The organism is Bacteroides pyogenes, assembly GCF_014196225.1.
Lineage (GTDB): Bacteria > Bacteroidota > Bacteroidia > Bacteroidales > Bacteroidaceae > Bacteroides > Bacteroides pyogenes_A.
Window position 1 is genome coordinate 117,490 of sequence record NZ_JACIDI010000004.1, and the last position, 24,069, is coordinate 141,558.

At 46.2% G+C, this 24,069-nt stretch carries 19 protein-coding genes; 9 read left to right on the top strand and 10 right to left on the bottom strand.

All coding sequences use genetic code 11. The features are described 5' to 3' along the window. Nucleotides 1–394: 394 nt before the first annotated feature. The 3 genes from GGR07_RS03885 to GGR07_RS03895 are packed head-to-tail and all read right to left on the bottom strand — an operon-like array spanning nt 395 to nt 7,845. Nucleotides 395–2,158, bottom strand: coding sequence for a RagB/SusD family nutrient uptake outer membrane protein (locus tag GGR07_RS03885; RefSeq protein ID WP_034542748.1), 1,764 nt, complete (start codon nt 2,156–2,158; stop codon nt 395–397). Between the two features lie 23 nt (nt 2,159–2,181). Further along, nucleotides 2,182–5,265: a SusC/RagA family TonB-linked outer membrane protein gene (locus tag GGR07_RS03890; RefSeq protein ID WP_034542749.1), complete on the bottom strand. Its 3,084-nt coding sequence runs from the start codon at nt 5,263–5,265 to the stop codon at nt 2,182–2,184. Nucleotides 5,266–5,280: 15 nt separating this feature from the next. After that, complete coding sequence (locus tag GGR07_RS03895; protein WP_122056467.1) at nt 5,281–7,845, bottom strand: zinc-dependent metalloprotease; 2,565 nt, start codon at nt 7,843–7,845, stop codon at nt 5,281–5,283. 688 nt (nt 7,846–8,533) lie between these two features. On the opposite strand from GGR07_RS03895, the gene GGR07_RS03900 reads away from it, so the two are divergent. The 3 genes from GGR07_RS03900 (at nt 8,534) to GGR07_RS03910 (ending at nt 10,864) form a co-directional block, all read left to right on the top strand. Further along, nucleotides 8,534–9,613, top strand: a complete 1,080-nt coding sequence (locus tag GGR07_RS03900) for a helix-turn-helix domain-containing protein (protein WP_051990561.1) — start codon at nt 8,534–8,536, stop codon at nt 9,611–9,613. 111 nt (nt 9,614–9,724) lie between these two features. Further along, nucleotides 9,725–10,342: a YiiX/YebB-like N1pC/P60 family cysteine hydrolase gene (locus GGR07_RS03905; protein ID WP_122056468.1), complete on the top strand. Its 618-nt coding sequence runs from the start codon at nt 9,725–9,727 to the stop codon at nt 10,340–10,342. A 111-nt stretch (nt 10,343–10,453) separates the two neighbouring features. Further along, nucleotides 10,454–10,864 carry a DUF4878 domain-containing protein gene (locus GGR07_RS03910; protein WP_051290148.1) on the top strand — a complete coding sequence of 137 codons (411 nt, stop codon included), beginning with the start codon at nt 10,454–10,456 and terminating at the stop codon, nt 10,862–10,864. Nucleotides 10,865–11,014: 150 nt separating this feature from the next. Here GGR07_RS03910 and GGR07_RS03915 read toward each other — a convergent pair whose 3' ends face one another. Both GGR07_RS03915 and typA read right to left on the bottom strand, forming a co-directional pair. Next, entirely contained in the window at nt 11,015–12,526 is a 1,512-nt protein-coding gene (locus GGR07_RS03915; protein ID WP_122056469.1) for a polysaccharide deacetylase family protein, read from the bottom strand. A 679-nt stretch (nt 12,527–13,205) separates the two neighbouring features. Beyond that, on the bottom strand, nt 13,206–15,005 hold the full coding sequence (gene typA / locus GGR07_RS03920; protein ID WP_021646338.1) for a translational GTPase TypA: 1,800 nt from the start codon (nt 15,003–15,005) through the stop codon (nt 13,206–13,208). A gap of 156 nt (nt 15,006–15,161) precedes the next feature. Here typA and rpsO point away from each other — a divergent pair, with 156 nt between their 5' ends. From rpsO to GGR07_RS03940, 4 genes are all read left to right on the top strand, one after another. Continuing rightward, nucleotides 15,162–15,431, top strand: coding sequence for a 30S ribosomal protein S15 (gene rpsO / locus GGR07_RS03925; RefSeq protein WP_021646337.1), 270 nt, complete (start codon nt 15,162–15,164; stop codon nt 15,429–15,431). A gap of 111 nt (nt 15,432–15,542) precedes the next feature. Continuing rightward, nucleotides 15,543–16,124: an epoxyqueuosine reductase QueH gene (locus GGR07_RS03930; RefSeq protein ID WP_027324728.1), complete on the top strand. Its 582-nt coding sequence runs from the start codon at nt 15,543–15,545 to the stop codon at nt 16,122–16,124. A gap of 103 nt (nt 16,125–16,227) precedes the next feature. Continuing rightward, complete coding sequence (locus GGR07_RS03935; RefSeq protein WP_021646335.1) at nt 16,228–16,803, top strand: helix-turn-helix domain-containing protein; 576 nt, start codon at nt 16,228–16,230, stop codon at nt 16,801–16,803. A gap of 81 nt (nt 16,804–16,884) precedes the next feature. Continuing rightward, a complete protein-coding gene (locus tag GGR07_RS03940) occupies nt 16,885–18,534 on the top strand; it encodes an AMP-binding protein (protein WP_122056470.1) in 1,650 nt (549 codons plus the stop codon). A 220-nt stretch (nt 18,535–18,754) separates the two neighbouring features. Here the strand turns inward: GGR07_RS03940 and GGR07_RS03945 are convergent, their stop codons facing one another. The 4 genes from GGR07_RS03945 to GGR07_RS03955 form a co-directional block, all read right to left on the bottom strand. Then, complete coding sequence (locus GGR07_RS03945) at nt 18,755–19,537, bottom strand: head GIN domain-containing protein (protein WP_034542750.1); 783 nt, start codon at nt 19,535–19,537, stop codon at nt 18,755–18,757. A gap of 406 nt (nt 19,538–19,943) precedes the next feature. Then, the gene (locus GGR07_RS03950) at nt 19,944–20,564 is read right to left on the bottom strand and encodes an anthranilate synthase component II (protein WP_034542751.1); all 621 of its coding nucleotides are present in this window, start codon (nt 20,562–20,564) and stop codon (nt 19,944–19,946) included. A 21-nt stretch (nt 20,565–20,585) separates the two neighbouring features. Continuing rightward, nucleotides 20,586–20,714: a hypothetical protein gene (locus tag GGR07_RS13860; RefSeq protein ID WP_256680552.1), complete on the bottom strand. Its 129-nt coding sequence runs from the start codon at nt 20,712–20,714 to the stop codon at nt 20,586–20,588. Further along, the gene (locus GGR07_RS03955) at nt 20,699–21,997 is read right to left on the bottom strand and encodes a S28 family serine protease (RefSeq protein WP_034542752.1); all 1,299 of its coding nucleotides are present in this window, start codon (nt 21,995–21,997) and stop codon (nt 20,699–20,701) included. Before GGR07_RS03955 ends, GGR07_RS13860 begins: the two co-directional genes overlap by 16 nt. A gap of 278 nt (nt 21,998–22,275) precedes the next feature. On the opposite strand from GGR07_RS03955, the gene GGR07_RS03960 reads away from it, so the two are divergent. Beyond that, the gene (locus tag GGR07_RS03960) at nt 22,276–22,974 is read left to right on the top strand and encodes a YgjP family zinc-dependent metalloprotease (RefSeq protein ID WP_034542753.1); all 699 of its coding nucleotides are present in this window, start codon (nt 22,276–22,278) and stop codon (nt 22,972–22,974) included. 57 nt (nt 22,975–23,031) lie between these two features. Here the strand turns inward: GGR07_RS03960 and GGR07_RS03965 are convergent, their stop codons facing one another. Next, on the bottom strand, nt 23,032–23,427 hold the full coding sequence (locus tag GGR07_RS03965) for a hypothetical protein (protein WP_122056471.1): 396 nt from the start codon (nt 23,425–23,427) through the stop codon (nt 23,032–23,034). A gap of 173 nt (nt 23,428–23,600) precedes the next feature. On the opposite strand from GGR07_RS03965, the gene rimP reads away from it, so the two are divergent. Further along, a complete protein-coding gene (gene rimP / locus GGR07_RS03970; protein ID WP_021646327.1) occupies nt 23,601–24,068 on the top strand; it encodes a ribosome assembly cofactor RimP in 468 nt (155 codons plus the stop codon). The last annotated feature ends 1 nt before the right edge of the window (nt 24,069 follow it).

The window sequence follows — 24,069 nt, forward strand, 5'->3', positions numbered from 1 at the left end:
GGATGGAAATATTTTTAAGCAAATACGATTCCCAGGCAAAAGGGAGGATTCCTTTCGGAGTTATGGCGATCCAGAAAGGTATCTTTGCTGTCCTTTGTTTACAGTAGTTATATAGGATAGGAAACGAACTGATTGTTCTCAACATCCGGAAACTTTATTCTATTATCCGGTCTGTATATTTATAAAACTTTTTAACTCCTAAAAAAGAAGGCATCCTATTATAACGGACACCTTCTTTTTTAGGAATTAGCGTAATATCATATATGAAACGGAACTGTTCCATTATCTTTTGCCGGTTCCCCTTTCGTTGAAAGGTCAGTCTTTTATGTTTTTCTTTCTTCGAACCCTCTCTGCCGTTGAAGAAAGAATAGCCTGTTTGTTTTGTCCGGCATCATTATTGGTTGCTGCCCCATTCCGGATTTTGAGGAATCTCGTGGTATTTTACCTCTGCCACAGGAATCGGATAATAATACTGGTGACTACTGAACGAACGCGTACTTTCAGGCTTTGCATTCATATTGGAAATGGTGTAAGTTGTTTCTTTACCCTCTTCTTTCACTATTTCCATTTTCTTTAACGGATTGCTTGAGCCATTCAATTTTTCTACTGCATTTCCCAGCCTGAAGAAATCCCAGTAAGTGGTTTCTTCAAAAGCCATCTCCACACGCCGTTCGTTCAAGATGTTTTCCAATGTAATTGCGTCTAATTTGTGCATGTGAGCGCGTGTACGTATCTCGTTAACCTTATCCAACGCAGCTTTTGTGCGACCTTGGTGGAAGTCTATTTCGGCATAGTCGAGCAAAAGTTCGGCATATCGCCAGATGATATAATTCTGTGAGCTTCCGTAAGTAGGGTCGTTGTCTATCACCTGTTTCGGATTCAGGAATTTGCGCATGTAGTAGCCTGTTTGCGTTACTCCGGCATTGCGGTCGGTGCCGTACTTCGTCAAGTCTGCGCCCGCTTCTTTTTTCCCGTTCTCCATCGTATAATGAAGCTCCATGACGTGTCCGTTATAAGTAGCTCCGTCGTACAGCACATTGGCATAGAAACGATAGTCTCTGTTCAGATACGGTTGTTTCGGATCGTATACTGCTCCGTCTCTCATGCCGTATTCGTCCACATGGTTTTGAGTCGGTGTATATGCGGCCGTGGTTCCTCCGAAGAAAGGCGATGCGGCTTCTCTGTCCAACTTATGCCCAAAGCCCTTGTCAAAGTTTCCGTCATTGGAATGTTGGACTTCAAGTATCGATTCCTGACTGTTTTTCGTCAGGAAGATTTCATGATAACTTTTGACTATATCCTCTTGAGAAGTGCCGTCGACAGGCTTTAGCGAGTATCCGAGCTTCATCACCTCGTCATACGCATTGACGGCTTGAGTCATCATTTCGTTCGACCGGTCGGTGGTGAATCCGAGGAAATTGAGTTTCTGTTTCTGAAAAGCAACTCCCGAAGCCCAAAAATAAGTTTTTCCTTTTAGCATCAGAGCCGCTCCTTTGGTTACACGTCCCAACTCGCTCGGAGCATGTCTTTCTTCTAACAATTCGGCTGCCCGGTCGGCTTCTTTGGCGATGAACTCCACCATCTCTTCATAAGACGCTCTGGGGAACTTCTTGTTGTCGATCAGCGGGTCGTATGTGCGGTCTATCAGCAATACGCCGCCAAACTGGCGCAGTAGCAGGTAATAGTAATATCCTCGAAAGAAGTGTGCTTCGCCCAAAAGTCGTTGTTTCTGAGCACCGTTGGCTATTTTGTGCTGATTCTCCAAAAGCCGGTTGATATTTTGTATTTGCATGTAGCAATTGCTCCAATAATTGCCGGCACGCAAGGTGATGGTTTTTTCCAATCCTTTTAAGATATCTCCGTAAGCCGTACGAAACCAGTCCGTTCGTCCTACGCTAAGCTGGTCACCCAACCACGGATAATACGGGCGTGCTGTAGCTCTGAAGAGGAAACTTGTAGGCATAAAAACGGAAAACCCGTTACTCATGTTCCTATACCAGGGCAGTGTATATTCGTCTAAAAGAAGCGGACTTCCCCAAACCGTCTCTAACGATAGCTTGTCAATGGGTTCGTCGCGGAACAGTCCGTCGCATCCGCCGAATCCAACGGCTAAAATAGAGATTGCGGCGAGATTTAATATGTATTTTTTGATTTTCATAATAATTCTTCTAATTACAAATATTAAAAACCGATGTTAGCACTGATTCCGTAGGTACGCTGGATAGGATATCCTCGCATAGATTCCGGATCCATGTGTTTCAGATTCGACCATGTAAAGAGGTTGCCCCCTTGCAGGGCGACACTCAAAGACGTAACTTTTAGTTTGCTCAGCACAGCAGCGGGAAAACTATATCCGATATTCAGCGATTTCAAACGGATAAAGTTGCAATTCTTTATCCAAAACGAAGATTTAAGCCGGTTGTTGTCTTTGCTATTGGCAAGTTTGATGCGCGGATAAGCTGCGTTTCGATTTTCTTCTGTCCAAGTCTCTGTGAGATGATAATCCTGAAAACGTTGCAAGCTGCTATTTTCTAACGTATATGATTCGCTGATATATTTCTTATATCCTCCTACTCCTTGAAAGAGCGTATTGACAAAGAATCCTTTATATCTTACTCCCAGCCTTAAGCTTCCCGATATATCGGGAAAAGAAGCCGTTTTGAAAGCAACTTTGTCATTATCATCAAGCTTACCGTCGTCATTTCGGTCTTTGTATTTGATATCTCCGGGGCGTATGCTTTTGTTGTCATTCCCGTCTTGTTTCAGCTTATAGTTTGCTATTTCCTCTTCCGTCTGAAATAGTCCGATAGCTTCGTACATCCATGTATCGCCTGTACTATGTCCCACTCTGCGCAGATTTTCGAGTTGTGCCGATTCGTCTCCGTAATCCAGATATTTGTCTCTTCCCAATGAAAGAGTGAGTGCAGCATCATACTTCACTTTATCTATTGTGTTGCGATGCGAGAGCGTCATGTCCCATCCCCATGCTTTTACCTTTCCGAAATTCATGTACGGAACATTTCCACCCACTCCGGTAGAGGGAGGATATAGATAGGAGGGGGCGGAAGTCAGCATATTGGTTCTGTAGCGCAGGTAATACTCAAAAGTGAAGCCGAAGCGGTTGTCCCAAAAACCCAGGTCGACAGCCATATTGTAGTCGCGGCTCTTTTCCCATGAAAGTTCCTTATTGGGATAGCTGCCCGTAGCCATGATTATTCCCGGGCGAAGTGTTCCGCCTATGTCGTATCCTTCACGTGGAGAATACATGTAATTCATAAGATACGCATAATCGCTTATATCTCCATCGCGCCCCAAAATTCCGGTAGAAGCCCTGAGTTTGAGATTGGAGAGTACGTTTTGTCTCCAATTCTTAAAGAATGCTTCATTAGACAATACCCATGAAGCCGAAATTGTAGGAAAGAAGCCCCAGCGATGATCCGGGTGGAACCTGGCTGAGCCGTCGACACGGAAACTTGTTTCAACGAAATAACGGTTTCTGTATCCGTAAGTCGCTCTGCCTATCAGAGACGCGCGTTGGGTTTTATATTCATTTCCTGTGAGTTGCCCGTTGGGGGTAGTTCCTAAGACTTCTGGATAGATACCGGGCATGTCGGGGTTGGTACCATTCATGTTTCGGTTTGAATAATCTTGGTAATTGGCGATAAGAGTGCCTGAAACTTCGTGTTTCCCCGAAAAAGTGCGATTGTAATTGATCCCGGCTTCTATTAAAACATTATCTACAAACTGATCTTTTTGTTGAAGAGATATTTTCGCTTTTGGATAGATGGTTTTATCGTCCACGCTTATTTCTTCCGTTTTTTTATCCCATTTGTATAATGCGACGGGTTTATAGAAGTTTTTCTGGATCATGCTATTGTCGTCGACTGTGCCTTTCAGATAGACCGAAAGGCCTTTGACCCATGGAAGTTCATATTGAAGATTGGCAGTAATCGTATTCATCTTTGTTTGGCTTTTGGCATAGCCGCCCAACCCTCTGACAGAAATCAGCGGGTTACTGCTATCGATGCTTGCCAATTCACCGTTGGTCAATATTAAAGGTTGAACCGGAGAGAATCCATAAGCCGACTCCATGGTTGTATAGCTGGTGTTTTTGTTGGAGGAGCGGCTACCTGTCATATCGACCGAGAGAACCAGTCCTTTCAATAAAGTTGCGTCCAGTTTCATGGAGTAGTTGTACCGATCGCGTCCTACTCCGCTGTAAAGGCCCACTGTATTGGTATAAGCGCCGGAGATATAATATTTCAGGAAGTTATTGCCTCCCGATAAGGAGATCGCATGAGTGGTAGAGTGTCCTTGTTTCTTCAAATAGTCGAGCATATTCGAATCGGCGAATTCATTCGGGTGTGACTGTGTCCGGATCATCTCCAACTCTTCATCGGTGAAAGGCTCTGTGTTGGGCACACCTTCTACGGCTCTGTTGTAGAGTTTTGCAAACTCATAACTGTTTAAGAATTTAGGGAATTGCGTTCCTTTTTGAATGTTGAATTGTCCGCGGTAGTTGACCCTGATTTTGGAGTCGCCGGAGCCTCGTTTGGTTTTTACCAGAATGACACCGTTGGCTGCACGTACACCGTACACTGCTGCGGCTGCGGCATCTTTCAGGATAGAGATGCTTTCGATGTCATCAGGGTTTAAATCCGAAAGGCGTGCTTCTCCTCCGGAGGTGTTTTCCGAAAAGCGCGGAACTCCGTCAATGACCAATAACGGAGCATTTTGTGCTCCACTGACGGCACGGATGCGCATGGACGCCTCTTTGGCTGAGCTGGGGTCACCCGTTGAAGACATAACTTGAAGTCCGGCAACCTGTCCGCTCAATGCTTCGTCCAAGTTGGCGGTAGGCATCTGTAGTAAGTCTTCCTTTTTAATGGTTTCTACCGAACTGGTTAGTGAAGATTTCTTTTGGGTTCCATAACCGATGATTACAATCTCATCCAGACTTTGTGCGTCTTCTTTCAGTTGAATCTGAACCATTCCCATTCCGGGAGCGACTTTGACCGTTTGTGACTTGTATCCGATAAAAGATACGATCAGCTCCTTGTGTTTGGCGGGTACGGATATGATGAAGTTGCCATCCATGTCCGTAATTACACCGGTCTGAGCTTCTTTCACCTTTATGTTGGCGCCGATAACCGGCTGTCCGGTTGCGTCAGTCACTTTTCCTTTCACCGAAAAGTCTTGTGCCGTTGCTGCTACCGAGAGCAGCAACGAAGCAAAGAATAATAATAGAGAGGTCACTCTTTTCATTCTTTCAGCCTGATTTTATAGTTTAAACAATTTGTCTATTTGCAGAATCTGATAATCGTAGAATTCTCTGGTTGCCTTGTGTGCAGTCGTTGCTTTCCGTTGCTTGTACAGTTGGCTGATTCTTTTCAGCTGTCCTGTCATAAGCGGACCTTGTACTTCTGCAGGGAGTGTCGGCAATCCGAAGTTGATACGGGTAAACGAATGGTCTTCATGCGAATGGCTGCAAGGAAGGGCCGGCTCGTCGGCAGCTTCCAACACTTCCTGATAGGCTGCCATAATGCTGATTCCCTTTTTCTCCGAAGCGTTTAGTCCGCTGTTCTTTATCAGTAAAGCAATGGCTGCCGACTGTAAGTTGAGATCTTCTTCCGTCAGCTGTTTCCCTTGAAGAGTCGGTTTGAATACCTCGTTCACCGCATCGTTCAGGTATTGTTCCAATGTATAATTCTTGGTCGGGTCAACCTTTTCGCCTTCAAGGATGCGGAAGAGCGAAGAAGAACTGAACAAGGCACCGATAACGGATTGTTGCAGTTTGTTGTTGATATTGCTGTCCAGCCCCAGTTTGGCAATCAAGGCTTGGGGAGTCAGCCAGCTGTTATAGGTGCGTGCCTGATTGACCAACCATACCAACGCGGCTTTTTGTGCTTGCTTGTCGACATAGTTTTTGGCATAGCCCTCTTCTCCCTGTCTGATTTCCCGGAAGCGTACTCCGCCGATATACGGCATTGCGTGGCGAAGGTGGCGGGCATACTGTTTGACCACTTCCTGATAGATGGTTTCTACATCGTTGTATGTATCCCCTTCGCGGTAAGTCCACTTCTCAAGATTCTTCATGATGATCTTCAGGTTGCTGATGGCATAATCCCCGGCTTTGATATGGTCGTTGCCCAAGTCTTCCGACTGCGCTGTCGGGTCGATGGTACCGAACACTTGTTGAGCGCCGAACTCATACATCCTGTCGTGTTGTTTTTCTTTGATCCATGCATTCAGCGTCGCTTTTTCCTCTTCCGGCGTTGCAGCGCCTTTTATCAAACGATACCCCCAATTGATGGCATAGATATCGTATACTCCCAAGACCGGAGGAGTCAGCCGTACCCCTTTCTCGAAGTCTCCGGGTTGGGCGATGAAGTTGTTTCGCGCATAGTCCATGATACTTGGCGTGGTTCCGTACTTCTGAGTGAATGAAGGGTTGCGGAGCGAATCGACAGGAAACGAATAGCTGGCACCCATATTGTGCATCAATCCCAGCGTGTGCCCTATTTCGTGCGCAGCTACATAACGCATCGATTCGCTCATCAGCTCATCGTCGAACACGGCTTTTCGGGCTCTCGCGTCTACGGCTGCGGTTTGTGTGAACCGCCAGTTGTGAAGCAGTGACACTACATTGTGATACCAGATTACATCTGCGGTTAATATTTCGCCTGTGCGCGGATCAACGTGGCTGGGCCCCATTGCATTGGCAATGCCCGTTACGGCATACTTCACACAGCTGTATCGCATATCGTCGGGGTCGAACGAAGGATCGTTTTTCGGATAGTCCATTGCTTTGATTGCATTCTTGAACCCTGCCGCTTCAAAAGCGCTGTTCCAGTCTTCGATGCCTTGCTTCACTGTTGCTCTCCATTTCTGCGGAAAAGCCGTGTCTACATAAAACACGATCGGTTTGGCCGGTTCTACCAACTCACCGTTGAAATATTTCTCTTTGTCTTCTTCTCTGGGCTCAAGCCTCCAGCGATGAATGTATGACCGTTCTACGATTTTATCTTTATCCGAAGTAAAGTGCTTTTTCCCCGAGTTGAAAAAGCCGACGCGATTATCCTGCAATCTCACTTTCATCGGATTGTCGGGTAAAACGAACAGCGAACGATGCATCATGACCGTATAAGGCTGATTGAGCGGAGTCAGGTTGAAAGAAAGCATACTCTTGATTTCGATATTCTTGGGGAAAGTTTTCACTCCAGTGATGCCCGACGCGTCGGCAACAAAGCTTCCTTTCAAAGATTTCGGTCCGCCCAGCAGTTTGGCGACGGGACTGTCCGGCTTGATGGGGCTGATTGAAGTTTCGTTTCCGCCAAAAAAAGGAGTAACATCAATCAACACATTGTTCCCGTTCTTGCCTGCTATCTTGAAAGCTTTCAAAACAGGGTCCGCAAAGTTGCGACTGAAAGAAACGGCTATCGGGTCGGAAGGCGATACGGTATTGTCTTTCTGAACCAGATGCATATATACTTTATTATTGTCCTTGCTAAACCGGATCAGTATCGGACGGGTAGCCATCTGTCCCGACACGAAGTCGTGCGTGTTGCTCGTTTCCGCAATGCGGTTGGCAAGGATATAATAGCGTGAAAAGACAGAGTCGGCCAGTTCGAAGTAGAGCTTGTTGTCTTTATTCAAATGTGTGGTAAACAAACCTTTGGCCGTGGTGGCGTCTTTGATGGCCTTTTTGTAATCCGCCATGCCTTCCGGCTCCTTCTTTTTTACGGCAAGCGTGTCTTGCGTTGTCTTTTTGTTTTTCTTTTTTGCGTACACTGTCTGGGTAGAAAGAGAACCCAGCAAGAATAAAACGATTAATGCTACTCTCATTTTGATATAATTAAGTTGTTAAGATAGTAAGAAATATGTTCAATTGATGTAGTAAGCCTCATTCAAACTGCTTGTTTGGTCAGTTTATATTCGAATCTCGACGAGCAAATATCGATACATATATTATTTGCTGTCGGGCATATTGCCAATGTATAATAAGATTAAAATCCGAAGGAGGCTTTGATTGGCGTGTTTACGGTTGTCTTATTGAGAAACAGCCGATAAATGTAAATTTTGCTATAGAGGTTTGCATTTGATGTGTCGTATAATTGGATTTCTTAAAAATATATTCGCAATAAATAATATTTGTAATATTTATCCGCTAAGATATGTTTTAAATTGGAAAAAAACTGTTTTATTTCAAACCTAAGTGAAGGCTTTTATATTTATTTTGCAAATCATTTGTAGCATGTTGCCCTAATCTTTTGTATTAATAGCCTTTTCTCCTTGTGATGGAGAAAACGGTTTCTCTCTCTCTTTGTAAGCATGAGTTGTACAAACACCGGTTTTTATTATAAACGGAGTTTCATTTTTCTTCGATTTACGGGAAAATATGGCAAGAAATTGGAAATAAAAGCGGGAAATCGATAATACCCTTTATCCTTTTTAGTTTAGTGGTGCAGAATCTGAAGGCTTTTATCTATATTTGCTTTTAGTCGGTATATATGAAAAACTCTCTTTATTTATTATGAATGCAATGCTGTTAGCCGAACGGTTGTTTTATTTTACTCATGGAATGAGTTTCTTGTTTTTTTTGTTTGCAAGTATTTATTTGTTGAAAGACAAATCAGCTTCCCGTTTGCGTAAAGTATTGGGTTATGTCGTTTTATTCTGGTTCTTTTTAGAAGTCAAAGATCTTTTCTTGTATTTATCGGAAGCCGTCAGGCATACTTATTTCTCCAATTTATTGGTGATGGTCGATATGTTGGCTGTCCCCGTATGCACATTTTATTTGTTTGAGCTTTTATCTCCCGGGTGGATGAATTGGAAAAGAGCGGTCGTTATTGAATTATTTCTGTTAGTCTGCATCGCAGGCTATGTTTTGACAGCTTCGGAGTTGTGGATGGAAGTGTTGAATTTCTATGTGATATTTTATTCTATCATAGTCATTTGGATACTTCGCGGGGCGGTAAATCGCTACAACAGATATATTCAGACCAATTATTCCAATACTGAGCGTATCAACGTGCGTTGGCTGCGTCAAGTCACCTTTTTTATGTTTCTCTGCTTGTCGGTATGGATGTATTCCTTAATAGCGAATTCGTGGTTCATCGATTCTCTGTATTATCTTTCTTCCATACTCCTTTGGGGCTGTATCCTTTATTATAATAAACAGCAGGAAGTAATTGTGGCGGATGAATTCTTGCAGGCAGACAGCTTTTTTAATAAAGCCGTTCCGGAATCGTTGCCGGATAATTTTGTTTTGAGTGAAGGAGTAGTACAATCGTTGCAAAAAGCATTGTTACAGGATGAGCTGTTTCTGAATCCGAAACTGACGCTTACGGAACTTGCTACGGAGATAGGAACTAATCGGACTTATCTTTCTTTCTATTTAAATTCCTATCTTCATACCACTTTTTACGATTATATCAATCGTTATCGCATGGATAAGGTGCATCAGTTGTTGGCAACTGCGAATGAATCGTTGTCGATGAATGAAATTGCCGAATCTTCAGGCTTCAACTCTTTGTCGACGTTTCGTCGCGCTTTCGTAAAAGAGTTTGGAATGTCTTTTGCCGATTATCGTAAACAAAAAGCTCGATTTTGACGGATAATCTTCTTTTTTGTCCGAATGGAAACCTTTTTTTGAAAGAATGACAGCTTATTAATCATTTACTCTCTTATCTTTGTTTGCATAGAACCAGTACAACGTATAAACATGGATAGGGGATTTCTCATAAAATATGGTTATTTCTTATTTATTATCGGATGCCTGTTTTCATGCCATGAGTTGCCGTGCGATTGTTCCGTTTCTGAAGAACTGCTACACGAAGGGGATATTGTGTTCAGGAGAGGCACAGGTATGGCAAGCCGAATGGTTTTGGGGCTTGACCGGAAAGGCCGGTATTCTCATGTAGGTATTGTGGTGCGCCATCGGGATCGGTGGAAAGTGGTTCATGCCGTACCGGGCGAACCCGATGAAACAGGTGATGAAGATTTCGTGAAAATGGAAGAGCTCGGAGATTTCTTTGCGCCCGATAAAGCCGTGTCGGGTGCATTGATGCGTTTTCGTGCCGATTCGATTCTGGCCTGCAAGGCGGCTCTGAAAGCAATCGAAATTTATAACCGTCATACTCCTTTCGATCATTCCTATAATTTGAAAGATACTTCAAAAATGTACTGTACCGAATTAATTTGGTTTGTATACCGATGGGCCGGTATGGGCGGGATGAAGCAACCTGACATAGAACTGAATATCCCGGGATTATCGGGAACTTATCTGTTTCCTTCGGACGTGGCCGCTTTGGACGGACTGGTATTGATTACTAACTATTAGTGTGGAAACAACAGAAAGTTTACCGCACCCTGAATGAAAAAACAATTGGAGAAACAAAACATAAATGTTGTTATTTATAACTTTTTACAAATCAATTTAAATGTAATACTTATGAAGAAAGTGATTTATTGGGGATTGGCAATGATTTGCATGGCATGGGTCGTTGCTTGTGCTTCCGGTGGAAGTACTCCTTCGGATGCTGCCAGAAAATACGCCGGATACCTGCAATCGGGGAATTTTGAAAAATTCGTAGACGGTATATATTATGGAGATAAAGCATCTTCTGACGAGGTAAAAGAAGCCAAAAAGATGTTTCTGTCAGTATTGAAAGAAAAGGGGGCCAAGCAGATTGAAAAAAACGATGGCATTAAAAATATCGAGGTGCTTTCTGAAGAGATGGCCGAAGACGGACAATCTGCCATCGTGGAGTTGAAAACAACTTACGGTAATGGGAAAGAGAAAAAAGAAGAAATGAGTTTGGTGCGTGTCGGTAAAGATTGGAAGATGAAAATTAAAAAATAATATTCAATCTGCATCCGCACGATAGCTTTCGAGCAACTCATCGTTTCCCATCAAGAAAGGGGATGCGATGGGTTGCTCTCATTCTATTTTCGCCTCATCGGTTCGGAGATGTTTCGGTTGGGGGATAGTCCTTTTTATTCCTTAATAAGGTTATTTGCCGCTGTTGTAAATATGGTTGTTCTTGATTTGTTTGTTGGCAAACAGTTCATCAAGTGTTACAATGCGATATCCCTTTGCCTTGAGGTTGCGGATGACTGCGGGGATGGCTTCCACAGTCGTTTTGTGGATGTCGTGTCCCAAGATGATGGCATTCGGCGAGGCTTTCGACATTTCGCTTGCCACCCTTTCGGCGTCGCGGTATTTCCAGTCGAGCGGGTCGATGTTCCATGCAATGACGGGGCGGTTGACGAGCGCCAGTTTGTCGTTGGTGTAAGCCCCGTAAGGAAAGCGGAAATAACCCGGTTTTCCGCCGGTGATTTCCTGTGCGATATCGTCGGTAAGCGTTATCTGGCGTTGTGCTTCTTCTACCGATATTTTGGCAAAGTTCTTATGGTCGTACGAGTGGTTGCCGATGTTGTGTCCCTCTTCCGCCATGCGCCGCATGGTCTGTTTCTGTACGGCGGCGGATTTGCCCAGCACGAAGAATGTGGCTTTTACGTTCTCTGCTTTGAGAATGTCGAGCAAGCGGGCGGTGTACACCGACGGACCGTCGTCGAAGGTGAGGGCTACACAAGGCGCTTGCAGGTCTTCTGCAGATGGGGTTGGTTGAGGGCGGGGAGGAGTTGCGACAACAATCTCTTCCTCCACTTTTTTCGATTCAACGAAGAGAGACGCAAACGTCTTTTTAAGATATTTGTCGATAACAGGGCGGGGGATTTTTATGGTGAACGAACCCATCGAGCCGTTGGCTATCTGATATTTGTCGAAGATTACGTACCATTGTTTGTTTTCGTCGAAAAACAGTGCGTCGTAGTTCTCCTCTGTCGGTTGTGTTCCTTCCTCGATATCGGCCAACATGTTCTGCCAAACCGTTTCACGTTCTTCCTCATTGGCAAAGGCGTCGCTTTGGTCCAACTTTTCGCGGACGGCTTTCTCTGCCATGCCCCTCATCTCCGAAGCGAAATCCGCGAATGCTTCGTTGTTTTCGAACAAATCGGCGGGCGACACCCGCTTCTTGTTCTTCAGGTCGAACATGGAGGCATGAAAAGTATCTTCGTAGTTATTGCCGTGAGAGGTGCTGCGCGCATAGAGAAATATGAGCAGTTCGTCCGACCGGTATTTGATCTCGAAGTGTTGGTTGAAGTCTAAAGCCGAAGTGGCATTGTCTCCATATTTCTTTACTTCGTTTTTGAATTCATCGATAAATTTCTGAGAGAAATTTTGTTCGTATTCGTTCACGAAACGATACTTTGTAATGGGGAAAGAAACGGTGAGATGGCTTTTGTCGGGGTCGTTGCCGATTCTCATCGTAAAGACCTGAATATCTTCGTCCGAGTCGTTCAGGGTAATCTCTTCGGTGAGTTCCGAAAGTTGCGTCACTTCAACGGAGTCAAGAACCGTGTCTGCTTCTGAAACGCTTTTCGAGGATTGTTTGGAACCGCACCCCGCCACCAGCAAGAGGCACAACGCTCCGGAAAGAAAAAAACGATAATTCTTCGTCATAAGGCTTTTGATTTAATTTGAAACTGCTTTGTTTGGTTCGAAATAAGAAATTCGATGTGTTTTCTTTTTTTTAAAAAGAAATGTGATAAATCACGGTGCAAATATACTGCTTTTGCTTCGAATAGCAAGTTTTTTGCCGCGACTTCCTTCTTCCTGTCCGCCAGTCTCTGTTTTCTGTCATATACTGTATGCCGGTTTTGAAAACCAGTCGGTTAGACAAGCGTTCGCAACCGGTTCATACGCTTTGTTTTCACGCTGCGCATACGGACGGTTTTAAATCTGTTCCTTAATTCATGAGCATGCTGCTTCTGGGGAGGTTGGATATATGTAAACGGTGATTTCTCCCGCAGGCTGCCTCCGGTATCGGCAGGCTGTAAAGTAAACCCGCTTGCCAACAAGGCGGAAAGAGGTAGCCAAAGATGCTGAGGAGGGTGACGATATATAGTTTCATTAGTTTCCCTTATGGGACACAAAAGTTTCCCCAGCGGGACACAAAAGTTTCCCCAATGGGACACAAAAGTTTCCCCAGTGGGAAACTAAAGCTCCGATACGGGGAATCTGTGCTTGCTCGCCATCGGCGGAATGAGACAAGCCCTGCTTCGGGGACATTGCACTGCGATTCTCGCAGAATGTCCCGTAAGCAGGGCTTGCCGTGGTGTTTGTATCTGAGCGCTTCGGCCTACGATTTGTTGGCGCGCTTGCGCTCGATCTCGTCCAGAATTACCTTGCGCATGCGCATTGCCTTCGGAGTAACCTCTACGTACTCGTCTTCCTTGATGTACTCCAGCGCCTCCTCAAGCGAGAACTGTACGGGAGGAATCAGGCGTGCCTTATCGTCGGAGCCGGAGGCGCGCATGTTGGTCAGCTTCTTCGATTTGGTTACGTTGATCACCAGATCGTTGTCGTGCGAGTGTTCGCCTACCACCTGACCGGCATACACGTCTTCCTGCGGGAAGATGAAGAACTTGCCCCGGTCTTGCAGCTTGTCGATGGCATACGCGAAAGCCGTTCCGCCCTCCATCGCAATCATCGAGCCGTTGGTGCGGCGTTCGATCTCCCCTTTGTACGGCTGATATTCTTTGAAGCGGTGGGCCATGATTGCCTCGCCTGCGGAGGCTGTCAGCACGTTGGTACGCAATCCGATGATGCCGCGCGAGGGCATGTCGAACTCGAGGTTGATGCGTTCGCCCGTATTCTCCATTTTCACCATTTCACCCTTTCGGCGGGTCACCATATCGATGATTTTGCTCGAATACTCTTCGGGTACGTTGATGGTGAGCTCTTCTATCGGCTCGCACTTCACGCCGTTTATTTCTTTGTAGATCACTTGCGGCTGTCCCACTTGCAGCTCGTATCCCTCGCGGCGCATGGTTTCGATGAGTACCGAGAGGTGAAGCACGCCGCGTCCCGATACAATCCATTTTCCGTCCTCTTCGCTCTTTTTGACGCGGAGCGCCAGATTCTTGTCGAGTTCCTTCGTAAGACGGTCGTGTATATGGCGTGAGGTGACAAACTTGCCGTCTTTGCCGAAGAACGGCGAATCGTTGATGGTGAACAGCATGCTCATCGTCGGCTCGTCGATGGCGATGGGCGGCAATGCCTCCGGCCGTTCGAAATCGCATACGGTGTCGCCGATTTCGAACCCGTCGATACCTACCAGCGCGCACAAGTCGCCCGATGAAACCTCCGCCGTCTTCACCCGTCCCAAGCCTTCGAATACGTGAAGCTCTTTGATTTTGCTTTTAACGATGCTCCCGTCTCGCTTCACAAGCGATACGTTCATCCCCTCCTTCAGGGTGCCCCGATGCACGCGCCCGATGGCGATGCGTCCGGTATACGAAGAGTAGTCGAGCGAAGTGATCAGCATTTGCGGAGTTCCTTCGAGCTTTTCGGGAGCAGGTATGTTTTCGATGATGCAGTCGAGCAGCGGAGCGATGCTATCCGTAGGCTTCTGCCAGTCGGTGCTCATCCAGTTGTTTTTTGCCGAACCGTAAATCACCGGGAAATCAAGCTGTTCTTCCGTAGCGTTGAGGCTGAACATCAGGTCGAACACCATCTCGTACACCTCTTCCGGACGACAGTTCGGTTTATCTACCTTATTCACCACCACAATGGGCTTTAATCCTATTTCCAGAGCCTTTTGCAGAACGAAACGCGTCTGCGGCATGGGCCCTTCGAAAGCGTCTACCAATAATATACATCCGTCGGCCATATTCAGCACGCGTTCTACTTCGCCGCCGAAGTCGCTGTGTCCCGGAGTGTCGATGATATTGATTTTAGTACCGTTGTAACTGATGGATACATTTTTGGAGAGAATCGTTATCCCGCGTTCGCGTTCCAGATCGTTGTTGTCCAAAATAAGCTCGCCGCTGTTCTGATTGCTGCGGAACAGATTTCCGGCCAAAAGCATCTTGTCAACCAACGTTGTTTTCCCATGGTCCACATGGGCAATGATTGCAATGTTCCTAATATTTTGCATATAATACCTATTATTTGTCGGCAAAGGTACGAAAATAGGTGCATAAATAGTGCTATCGCTTTGTTTTTTTCGGATAAAACGTTGTGAGATATAAAGATAATACATATCTTTGCACGCTCAATAAGAATAATTTATATATCAAACTTCTAAAAAATTATGTATTTAGACGCAGCTAAAAAGCAAGAAATCTTCGGAAAGTACGGAAAGTCTAACACTGATACTGGCTCGGCTGAGGCGCAGATAGCTTTGTTTTCATACCGTATTTCTCACCTGACTGAGCACATGAAGCTCAACAGAAAAGATTATAGTACAGAAAGGGCTTTGACAATGTTGGTAGGTAAGCGTCGTCGCTTGCTCGATTACTTGAAGGCTAAAGATATCGAAAGATATCGTTCCATCATCAAAGAGCTCGGTTTGCGTAAGTAATTTTACTTACACTGAAAGGTTAAACGGAGGGTCTGCTGATTGGAAGCACACCCTCTTTTTTTATTTCCCCAAGTATTGGCGTTAATCATAAATATCCGTTAACTTTGCCGTATGAAGAAAAAGTTTCAGTTGGAAGTTCCCGGCGGAGCAACCCGCGTGCTGCTGCATACGTGTTGCGCCCCTTGCTCTTCGGCCATCATCGAATGCCTGATGCAAAACGGAATTACTCCGGTTATCTTCTACTTCAACCCCAACATCTATCCGGAAGAGGAATATATAATAAGGAAAGAAGAGTGCAGCCGCTATGCCCGCTCGCTGGGACTCGAAATAGTGGACGGAGACTACGACCACGAAGCATGGCGTTGCCGGATGAAAGGGATGGAGCAGGAGCCGGAACGAGGAGGACGCTGCCTGAGGTGCTTCAAGATGCGCCTGCTCGAAACCGCCCGCTATGCTCACGAGCATGGCTTCGGGGTCATTGCCACTACGCTTGCTTCGAGCCGTTGGAAAAGCCTCGAACAGATAGAAGAAGCAGGGCGCTATGCCTGCGAAAAGTATCCCGACGTCACTTATTGGAAACAAAACTGGCGAAAGGGCGGATTAAGCGAACGGCGTATCTCCATCATCAAGGAATATCAATTCTACAACCAGCAATATTGCGGTTGCGAATTCAGTATGCGAAAAGAAGAGTAACTGCATTTTTTAAGGACTATCATTGGGTCGGTATAAATATTTTGCTATTTTTGCGGTTAATATAATTATAATTTGTCAATATAGCACTTAAAATACTTTCAATATGGATGCAAGTAAGATTGTAGGAGAGAAGATCAAAGCCCTTCGTGAAGATAAATCGATCACGAGAGAAGAGCTGTCCGAGCGTTCCGGTCTGGCTGTCGAACAAATAAAGCGTATCGAAGAGAATATCGATATCCCGTCTCTGGCGCCGCTTATTAAAATTGCTCGTGTACTGGGTGTGCGGCTGGGTACTTTCCTCGACGATCAGGATGAAGTCGGTCCCGTGGTATGTCGCAAGAAAGAAGCCAAAGACGCAATCAGTTTTTCCAATAACGCCATCCACTCCCGCAAGCACATGGAGTATCATTCGCTCTCGAAATCGAAAGCCGACCGTCACATGGAACCTTTCATCATCGATGTGATGCCTATGAAAGATAGCGACTTCGTGCTTTCTTCGCACGAGGGCGAAGAATTCATCATGGTGATGGAGGGCACGATGGAGATAAGCTACGGGAAGGAAACCTATCTGTTGGAAGAAGGAGACAGCATCTATTACGATTCGATTGTTCCTCACCACGTACATGCTTACGAGGGAAAGGGAGCGAAGATACTGGCGGTTATTTACACGCCGGTGTGATGGCCGGCGGCGCGCTGTCTGTCGATTCAACGCTCGCCGCTCGTCTGTTTTGCTTATTGCTAACCACAAATCTTTTTTTTCATGCAACTATTCGAACGCACTCTCGGCCAGTGGCTTGAACACTGGGCCGAAGAGACTCCCGATCGGGAATACATCGTGTATTCCGATCGTAATCTTCGTTTTACTTGGAGCCGGTTTAACCGTCGCGTAGACGATATGGCGAAAGGACTTGTCGCTATCGGTGTGGAGCGGGGTACTCGCGTGGGTATCTGGGCGGCCAACGTTCCCGATTGGCTGACTCTGCTGTACGCCTGCGCCAAGATAGGGGCGGTTTGCGTCACGGTCAACACCAATTACAAACAATCGGAACTGGAATATCTTTGCCATCATTCCGACATGCACACGCTTTGCATCGTAAACGGCGAAAAGGACAGCGACTTCGTGGAGATGACGTACGCCATGCTTCCCGAACTCAAAACCTGTGAACGCGGACATCTCAAGAGCGAGCGTTTTCCGCACATGCGCCACGTGGTTTATATCGGTCAGGAAAAGCATCGGGGAATGTTCAACACATCGGAGCTGCTGCTGTTGGGGAACAACGTTGCCGACGACCGCCTGAATGAATTGAAAGCGCGGGTGGACTGCCACGATGTGGTGAACATGCAGTACACATCGGGTACCACAGGTTTCCCGAAAGGGGTGATGCTGACTCATTATAATATAACGAACAACGGATACCTCACCGGCGAACACATGAAGTTTACCGCCGACGACAGGCTATGCTGTTGCGTTCCGCTGTTTCATTGCTTCGGAGTGGTGCTCGCCACCATGAACTGCCTGACACACGGTTGCATGCAAGTGATGGTAGAGCGGTTCGACCCGTTGCTTGTGTTGGCTTCCATCCATAAAGAGCGGTGTACGGCTCTCTACGGAGTGCCCACCATGTTTATCGCCGAGCTTCATCACCCCATGTTCGGCTTGTTCGATATGTCTTCCCTTCGCACCGGAATCATGGCGGGCGCGCTATGTCCCGTAGAGCTGATGAAGCAGGTGGAAGAAAAAATGTATATGAAAGTAACCAGCGTGTACGGGCTTACGGAGGCATCGCCCGGTATGACAGCTACCCGTATCGACGATTCGTTTGATGTGCGTTGCCATACGGTGGGGAGAGATTTTGAGTTTACCGAAGTGAAAGTGATCGATCCCGAAACGGGCAAGGAGTGTCCGCCGGGTATGCCGGGAGAAATGTGCAGCCGGGGATATAATACGATGAAAGGCTATTATAAAAATCCGGAGGCAACGGCGGAGGTGATTGATGAAAACGGCTTCCTCCATTCGGGCGATATCGGAATTAAAGATGCCGACGGCAATTACCGGATCACGGGGCGCATCAAAGACATGATTATCCGTGGCGGCGAGAATATCTATCCCCGCGAAATAGAAGAGTTTCTTTATAGGCTCGAAGGTATAAAAGACGTGCAGGTGGCAGGCATCCCTTCGCGGAAATACGGCGAAGCGGTAGGCGCGTTCATCATTCTGCATGAAGGGGTGGAGATGCATGAGAGCGATGTACGCGATTTTTGTCGGAACAAGATCGCCCGATACAAGATTCCGAAATATGTGTTCTTCGTCAAAGAGTTTCCGATGACGGGAAGCGGGAAAATCCAGAAGTTCAAGTTGAAAGACTTGGGGCTTCAACTGTGCAAAGAGCAAGGCATAGAGATAGTCTGACCGGAAGACCGGTTGCTTTCTCCATCATTCCAGCGAGGTGATGATGTTGGGCTTGCGATAGTCTGACCGGAAGACTGGTTGCTTTCTCCATCTTTGTTGAGCTGTTTTTCCCAATAGAATCATTTAAATCTTACCCAAGCTTAGGAACGTTGCCCTATTCTTGGGTAAGTTTATGAAGGCACACCATAATTATATGTAAGGACGATATGCTCCGGTCTTGTTACAGCTTTCGTATCTTTTTGCGCGGAGCGTCTATCTCTTCGGGATTACCTTTGTAAGCCACGCTTCCGCTACCGGAAACACGTACTGTCAATTTCTTGTCGGCATGACACTCTATATCGCCCGAACCGGAGACGCTAGCCGATGTGTTGACTGCCCTCAGACCGGAAGCTGAGATGTCTCCGGAACCTGCGATGCGGTATTTCGCTTCGCCCGTTTGTCCGCTGAGAGTCACATCGCCCGATCCGGCTATGCTCACAACGCATGTCTTGCTTTGTATCTTTTGCAGCTTGATATCGCCCGACCCTCTGACGGAGATGGTCATCGCTTCGCATTGGAAGCCTTCTCCGCCTATGTCGCCCGATCCGTTGACGGTAACATCTATGTTTTTGTTTGTCCGTATGCCGTTGGTCAGTTTGATGTCTCCCGAACCGTTGACGGTAATCTTGTTCAGTTCGGGTGAAGAAACCTTGACGATGAGCTTCCCCCTATTGATGATACGGGTGTTTTTCTTGAATTTTACGATCAGTGCGCCTCCGCTGGTATATGCCTCCAGCAGCGGGACGATGTTGTCGGAACCGTAGATCTCCACTTCGGTGGAAGCAGCCTGCCGGTATACGATGTCGGCGCTTCCCAGTAATTGAATGGCATTGAAACGGTCTACGTCCACTTTTTGGGTCACATAGTTTTTGCTGGCTACTACGCGGTTCGTCTGTGCGTGGGCGATTGTGAACGATGTCAGCAGCAATACAGACATCACCACACTTGAGGATAATGTTTTCATTTCGTTGGTTTTTATGGGTTTATATATAATAGTAACGTTTATCCGGGAAAGAAAACAAGGACATTGGGCGTCGTCTCTCTGATTGCTTACCCCATGACATATTTATTAGACGTAGCAGACAGAGGAAAAGTTGCATTGCAGAAAATTTTAGGCGGAAAAATCTTATGATCGCCGCAGAGGCACACTTTGTTTTGAACAGGCAGACACTCTTTTCGAGTATATCCGATAGTATATACTGAGTCTTCTACTTTGTGTATAATGCCGTGTGTGCCCCATTCGAGGCATGTTCGATAGTATATGCTGAGCCTTTTCTGCAGACCATTCTTTATGGTTGAAACGACGGGGTTATACAGCCTTCATCGCCCCGTATTGATAGTAAGAACAGGGAATTAGCCAAAGGCTTCCGTCATATCGCTTCCAGCCAGTTTCTGAGAATCGTTTTACCGTCCGGTGTCAATACCGACTCCGGATGAAACTGAATGCCTCGGATGTCGTAATTCAGATGTTTTAATGCCATGATTTGTCCTTCGGGGCTGATGGCAGTAACAGCCAACTCCTTAGGGAAACCCATTGTATCCACTACCCAAGAGTGGTATCTGCCGACCGGGAATTCTTCGGGAAGTCCACGGAAAATATAGTCTTCTTCTATTGTTATTCCTTTTTTGAAGCATTCGCTGTTGATTTCCGGTTGCTCACCTTTAATTCTTACGGTGGTTTGCACTCCATGGAAGACATTGCTTAGCTTTGTGAGTTTTCCGCCAAATACTTCTCCGATGGCTTGTTCGCCCAGACAGACCCCGAGTATGGGCTTCTTTCCGGCATAGGCACGGATGACATCCGTAAGCAATCCGGCTTCTTCGGGAATGCCCGGACCCGGAGAAAGGATGATTTTGTCGTACACTTCGAGGTCCTTGAGCGAGAATCGGTCGTTGTATAGAACCTCTGCTGTTGCTCCTGCTTCTTTTACCATATGGAGCAGGTTGTAAGTAAAGGAATCGTAGTTATCTATGATTGCAATTTTGAGCATATTGCTTCCGGTTTCTTATTTCTACATTGCTTCTGTTATCATCATCCGGTTGCCTTCTGAGCCGTAAGGAACTTGTTTTCCCGCCTGCATACGAAGCACTCGGCTTCGCTCGGCGAAGCCGTGCGTGGCGATGGCTATAGATTCAGCCATCCGTTGATGAGCGTCATCACTTTTTCTTTCTCCTCTTCCGGTAGGGTTCCGATGCGCGCTCTATGGCTTCCGCCCGGTTCTACAAACACGTGTATGTTATTCTTTTTTTTCAGCCGGGTTACTCCTGCTGCTGTCCACGGATCATTTTCACCGTAAATAAATATCATTTTCGGGTCATTCTTCTTTAAGAACCGGGTGATTTTCTTGCTTAGCGTCTTGTCGAAAGGCATTCTCCTCAACTCTTCCGGAAGCATCAGGCGATGCAAATATCCCTTGCTTGACCTGATGGAAAGAAGTTTTTTGAATGGGCGGATATCGTAGCCGTAATACCCCAATTCGCGTGCTGCTTGTACGAAAAAAGAGGCGGCAGGACTGTTCTTCATGAAATAGTCGGGATTGCTGATGTTCAGCAAATGTGTCAAGATCTCGTCATCGGTAGCATCCGGAGCAGGGATGCTTTCAACGGGAGCTCCCCATTGCCAAAGGGCAAAGGCGTATTCCAGCACCGAATAGTCGTATATCTCTTCGATAGAGACGCGGAACTGATAGCCTTTTTCCATACAATATTGCTTGAAGAGAGGGAGCAGTGCAGGTTTTCGCTTCAGCGCTTCCATCTGGAAGTCTTCAACCAGTTTGCGTTTTTCGGGCGTGGAGATCTTTCTGAGAAAGGGCTCGTGTCTTCCGTCTTCCGCCGCATAACAGAGAGGAGCTACATAGGGGACGGAGATGTCTACATCGTCCGGATAGAAAGTGCGGTATAGCAGGGTGGTCTGCCCCCCTTTGCTGATGCCGGTAGCAATCCATTTGCCCGGATATATCTTCTTGAAAGCAGAAGTAACGGCATGCAGATCGTCAGCAGAGTTTTCCGCCGTCAGGTATTGCCAGTCTTTAGGTTCGGGAGTGGACTCCGAAAAATAGCGATACTCCACGAATATCATATTGGCATTTAGCAACTTCGATAGTTCTGCGCGATATTTAGAGTGGAGAGCATACTCTGCGGCATATCCTTCGGTCACGATTACCGTAGGGCGGTCGAACCCGGCATGAGCCACAATAACTCTTTGACGGAAGCTGCCTTTCTCCGGAGACTTATGGCTCAAGGGTTGAGTGAAATAGGTTACATACTTCTCGGAAAATTCGTCAGACTCCAGAGGCTTGATTTCGGTTATGGCAGAAACCTCATTCAGCTTTTCCAGTAAGGGGGCTTGTGCGGATAAGGTTGCCGGTATGCCGATTAGCATGAATATCAGAAATACGGCATGGCAGGTACGTAGGCTTTTCATGATGCGATATGATTTGGTTTGCCGGCAAAGGTAAATAATTTTGTTTTATAGACAATCGTTATACGGGAGAAATAGAATAGAAATGATAAATGACTCACGGAGGCTGTCTTGCGTATGTCGTCTTGGCCCGTATGGCAGAATGACCCGGTTTTGTTTATGTTGATCTATGGGACCGGCCTTTGAAGTTTCTCGCTTTGCAATTTGCTAATCTCCGCCGGGTATATATCTTTGTATGAAATATTCCTTTTTTACAGAACTGGTTGGTGGAGTAAATACACATGAATGTAGTTGTAGAAGACAAAGAGATAGGACGTTTGGTTATACGTACTCATCCGAGGGCGCGGAAAATCGTGTTCCGCACGAAGAGCGATGCCGTTTATGTTTCTGTCCCTCCCGGTATCTCCATGAAGGAGGTAACGCGGGCGGTGGAGGAGTTGCGCGGACGTCTGGTTATTTCCCGCAGGCGGATCTCCCGTCCGTCTGTTGATCTGGATTACAAGATCAATACGGATTTCTTTCAGCTCTCTTTGATATCGGGCGATACGGACCGTTTTTTTGCCAATTTGAAGCCGGGTTGCATGGAAATTGTCTGTCCTCGTAATACGGACTTTGCGAATGAAAAACTGCAATACTGGCTGCGTAAGGTAATTGAAGGTTCGTTGAAGAAAAATGCGCGCAACATCCTTCCCCCGCGCTTGGACCGGCTCGCCCGACAGAACGAACTTTCATACAGCAATGTGCGAATCGGTTCCGGCCGTGGGCGTTGGGGGAGTTGTTCGGCACGTAAGAGCATCAACCTCTCCTGCTTCCTGCTCCTTCTGCCCGTTCATCTTGTAGACTATGTACTGCTTCACGAACTTTGCCATACGCGTGAAATGAATCATGGCGACCGCTTCTGGCGGTTGCTCGACGAATTGACGGAAGGTAAAGCCTTTTCTTTGCGTGAAGAGTTGAAGCAATATCGGGCGGAGGTGTAACGATCGGTTACGGAGGTATGGCAGCACGTCTCTTAGCCCGGACGGTAGTCGGGAAATCTATTGTGCCAACTGCTTGATGCCGTCTTCATCTTTTTCGAAACGGTAAACGCCTCCTTTTTCACTCAGGTCGAACGTGGAAACCTCGTCCGTCCGGTTGTCTACGATGAGCAACGCACTTTGTTCGGCAAACCGTCCGAGCTTTATGAAGTACGGCTCATCGGTCATCCTGCGGCTGTCGATGAGACTGTCGTTGACAAATAACGAAATGGAATCTCCGGCAAATCCTTTGGTCAGGCTGATGGTATACGTTTCGATGAAATATCGTTCTGCTTGTTTGTTTCTTTGCAATCGCAGGCTCATATACACAAAGATTACCACAACGAAGATGACGGCGAAAGCCAGAATGCCGTTGCCTATCATAAACTGTTTATTTGTATTGAGTCTGTGCGCCATAATCGCTCTTTTTTAAGATTAGGGTGTAAAGATACGAATATCGGGGCGTTAAATCATACTTTTTTTATTTAATGTTTTGTAGTCGAATAGATTATTTATATCTTTGCAACCGAAAACGGATGAAAGGTGGAGGGGCAATTAAGCTCCTTTTTTTGTTCTTATATTGCAAATAAATGATAGAAAAGAAAACTGTATCTCAAATTGTTGAAGAATGGCTGGAGGGAAAAGATTACTTTCTGGTGGAAGTGACCGTAAGCCCTGATGACAAAATTGTGGTTGAGATCGACCATGCCGAAGGCGTTTGGATTGAAGACTGCGTGGAGCTTAGCCGCTACATCGAATCGAAGCTGAACCGCGAAGAGGAAGATTATGAATTGGAAGTGGGCTCGGCCGGAATCGGACAGCCTTTTAAAGTGTTGCAGCAGTATTATATCCATATCGGGCAAGAGGTGGAAGTCTTAACAAAAGACGGACGCAAGTTGGCCGGAGTGCTGAAAGAAGCTGATGAAGAAAAATTCACATTAGGGGTTCAGAAGAAAGTGAAACCTGAAGGAGCGAAACGTCCAAAGATAGTGGAGGAGGATGAAACTTTCACTTACGAGCAAATAAAATACACTAAATACTTAATTAGTTTTAAATAGT

Excerpts from the sequence above, each read along its gene's own strand:
- GGR07_RS03885 (WP_034542748.1), bottom strand. The coding sequence starts at position 2,158 with ATGAAAATCAAAAAATACATATTAAATCTCGCCGCAATCTCTATTTTA.
- GGR07_RS03890 (WP_034542749.1), bottom strand. The coding sequence starts at position 5,265 with ATGAAAAGAGTGACCTCTCTATTATTATTCTTTGCTTCGTTGCTGCTC.
- GGR07_RS03895 (WP_122056467.1), bottom strand. The coding sequence starts at position 7,845 with ATGAGAGTAGCATTAATCGTTTTATTCTTGCTGGGTTCTCTTTCTACC.
- GGR07_RS03900 (WP_051990561.1), top strand. The coding sequence starts at position 8,534 with ATGAATGCAATGCTGTTAGCCGAACGGTTGTTTTATTTTACTCATGGA.
- GGR07_RS03905 (WP_122056468.1), top strand. The coding sequence starts at position 9,725 with ATGGATAGGGGATTTCTCATAAAATATGGTTATTTCTTATTTATTATC.
- GGR07_RS03910 (WP_051290148.1), top strand. The coding sequence starts at position 10,454 with ATGAAGAAAGTGATTTATTGGGGATTGGCAATGATTTGCATGGCATGG.
- GGR07_RS03915 (WP_122056469.1), bottom strand. The coding sequence starts at position 12,526 with ATGACGAAGAATTATCGTTTTTTTCTTTCCGGAGCGTTGTGCCTCTTG.
- typA (WP_021646338.1), bottom strand. The coding sequence starts at position 15,005 with ATGCAAAATATTAGGAACATTGCAATCATTGCCCATGTGGACCATGGG.
- rpsO (WP_021646337.1), top strand. The coding sequence starts at position 15,162 with ATGTATTTAGACGCAGCTAAAAAGCAAGAAATCTTCGGAAAGTACGGA.
- GGR07_RS03930 (WP_027324728.1), top strand. The coding sequence starts at position 15,543 with ATGAAGAAAAAGTTTCAGTTGGAAGTTCCCGGCGGAGCAACCCGCGTG.
- GGR07_RS03935 (WP_021646335.1), top strand. The coding sequence starts at position 16,228 with ATGGATGCAAGTAAGATTGTAGGAGAGAAGATCAAAGCCCTTCGTGAA.
- GGR07_RS03940 (WP_122056470.1), top strand. The coding sequence starts at position 16,885 with ATGCAACTATTCGAACGCACTCTCGGCCAGTGGCTTGAACACTGGGCC.
- GGR07_RS03945 (WP_034542750.1), bottom strand. The coding sequence starts at position 19,537 with ATGAAAACATTATCCTCAAGTGTGGTGATGTCTGTATTGCTGCTGACA.
- GGR07_RS03950 (WP_034542751.1), bottom strand. The coding sequence starts at position 20,564 with ATGCTCAAAATTGCAATCATAGATAACTACGATTCCTTTACTTACAAC.
- GGR07_RS13860 (WP_256680552.1), bottom strand. The coding sequence starts at position 20,714 with ATGGCTGAATCTATAGCCATCGCCACGCACGGCTTCGCCGAGCGAAGC.
- GGR07_RS03955 (WP_034542752.1), bottom strand. The coding sequence starts at position 21,997 with ATGAAAAGCCTACGTACCTGCCATGCCGTATTTCTGATATTCATGCTA.
- GGR07_RS03960 (WP_034542753.1), top strand. The coding sequence starts at position 22,276 with ATGAATGTAGTTGTAGAAGACAAAGAGATAGGACGTTTGGTTATACGT.
- GGR07_RS03965 (WP_122056471.1), bottom strand. The coding sequence starts at position 23,427 with ATGGCGCACAGACTCAATACAAATAAACAGTTTATGATAGGCAACGGC.
- rimP (WP_021646327.1), top strand. The coding sequence starts at position 23,601 with ATGATAGAAAAGAAAACTGTATCTCAAATTGTTGAAGAATGGCTGGAG.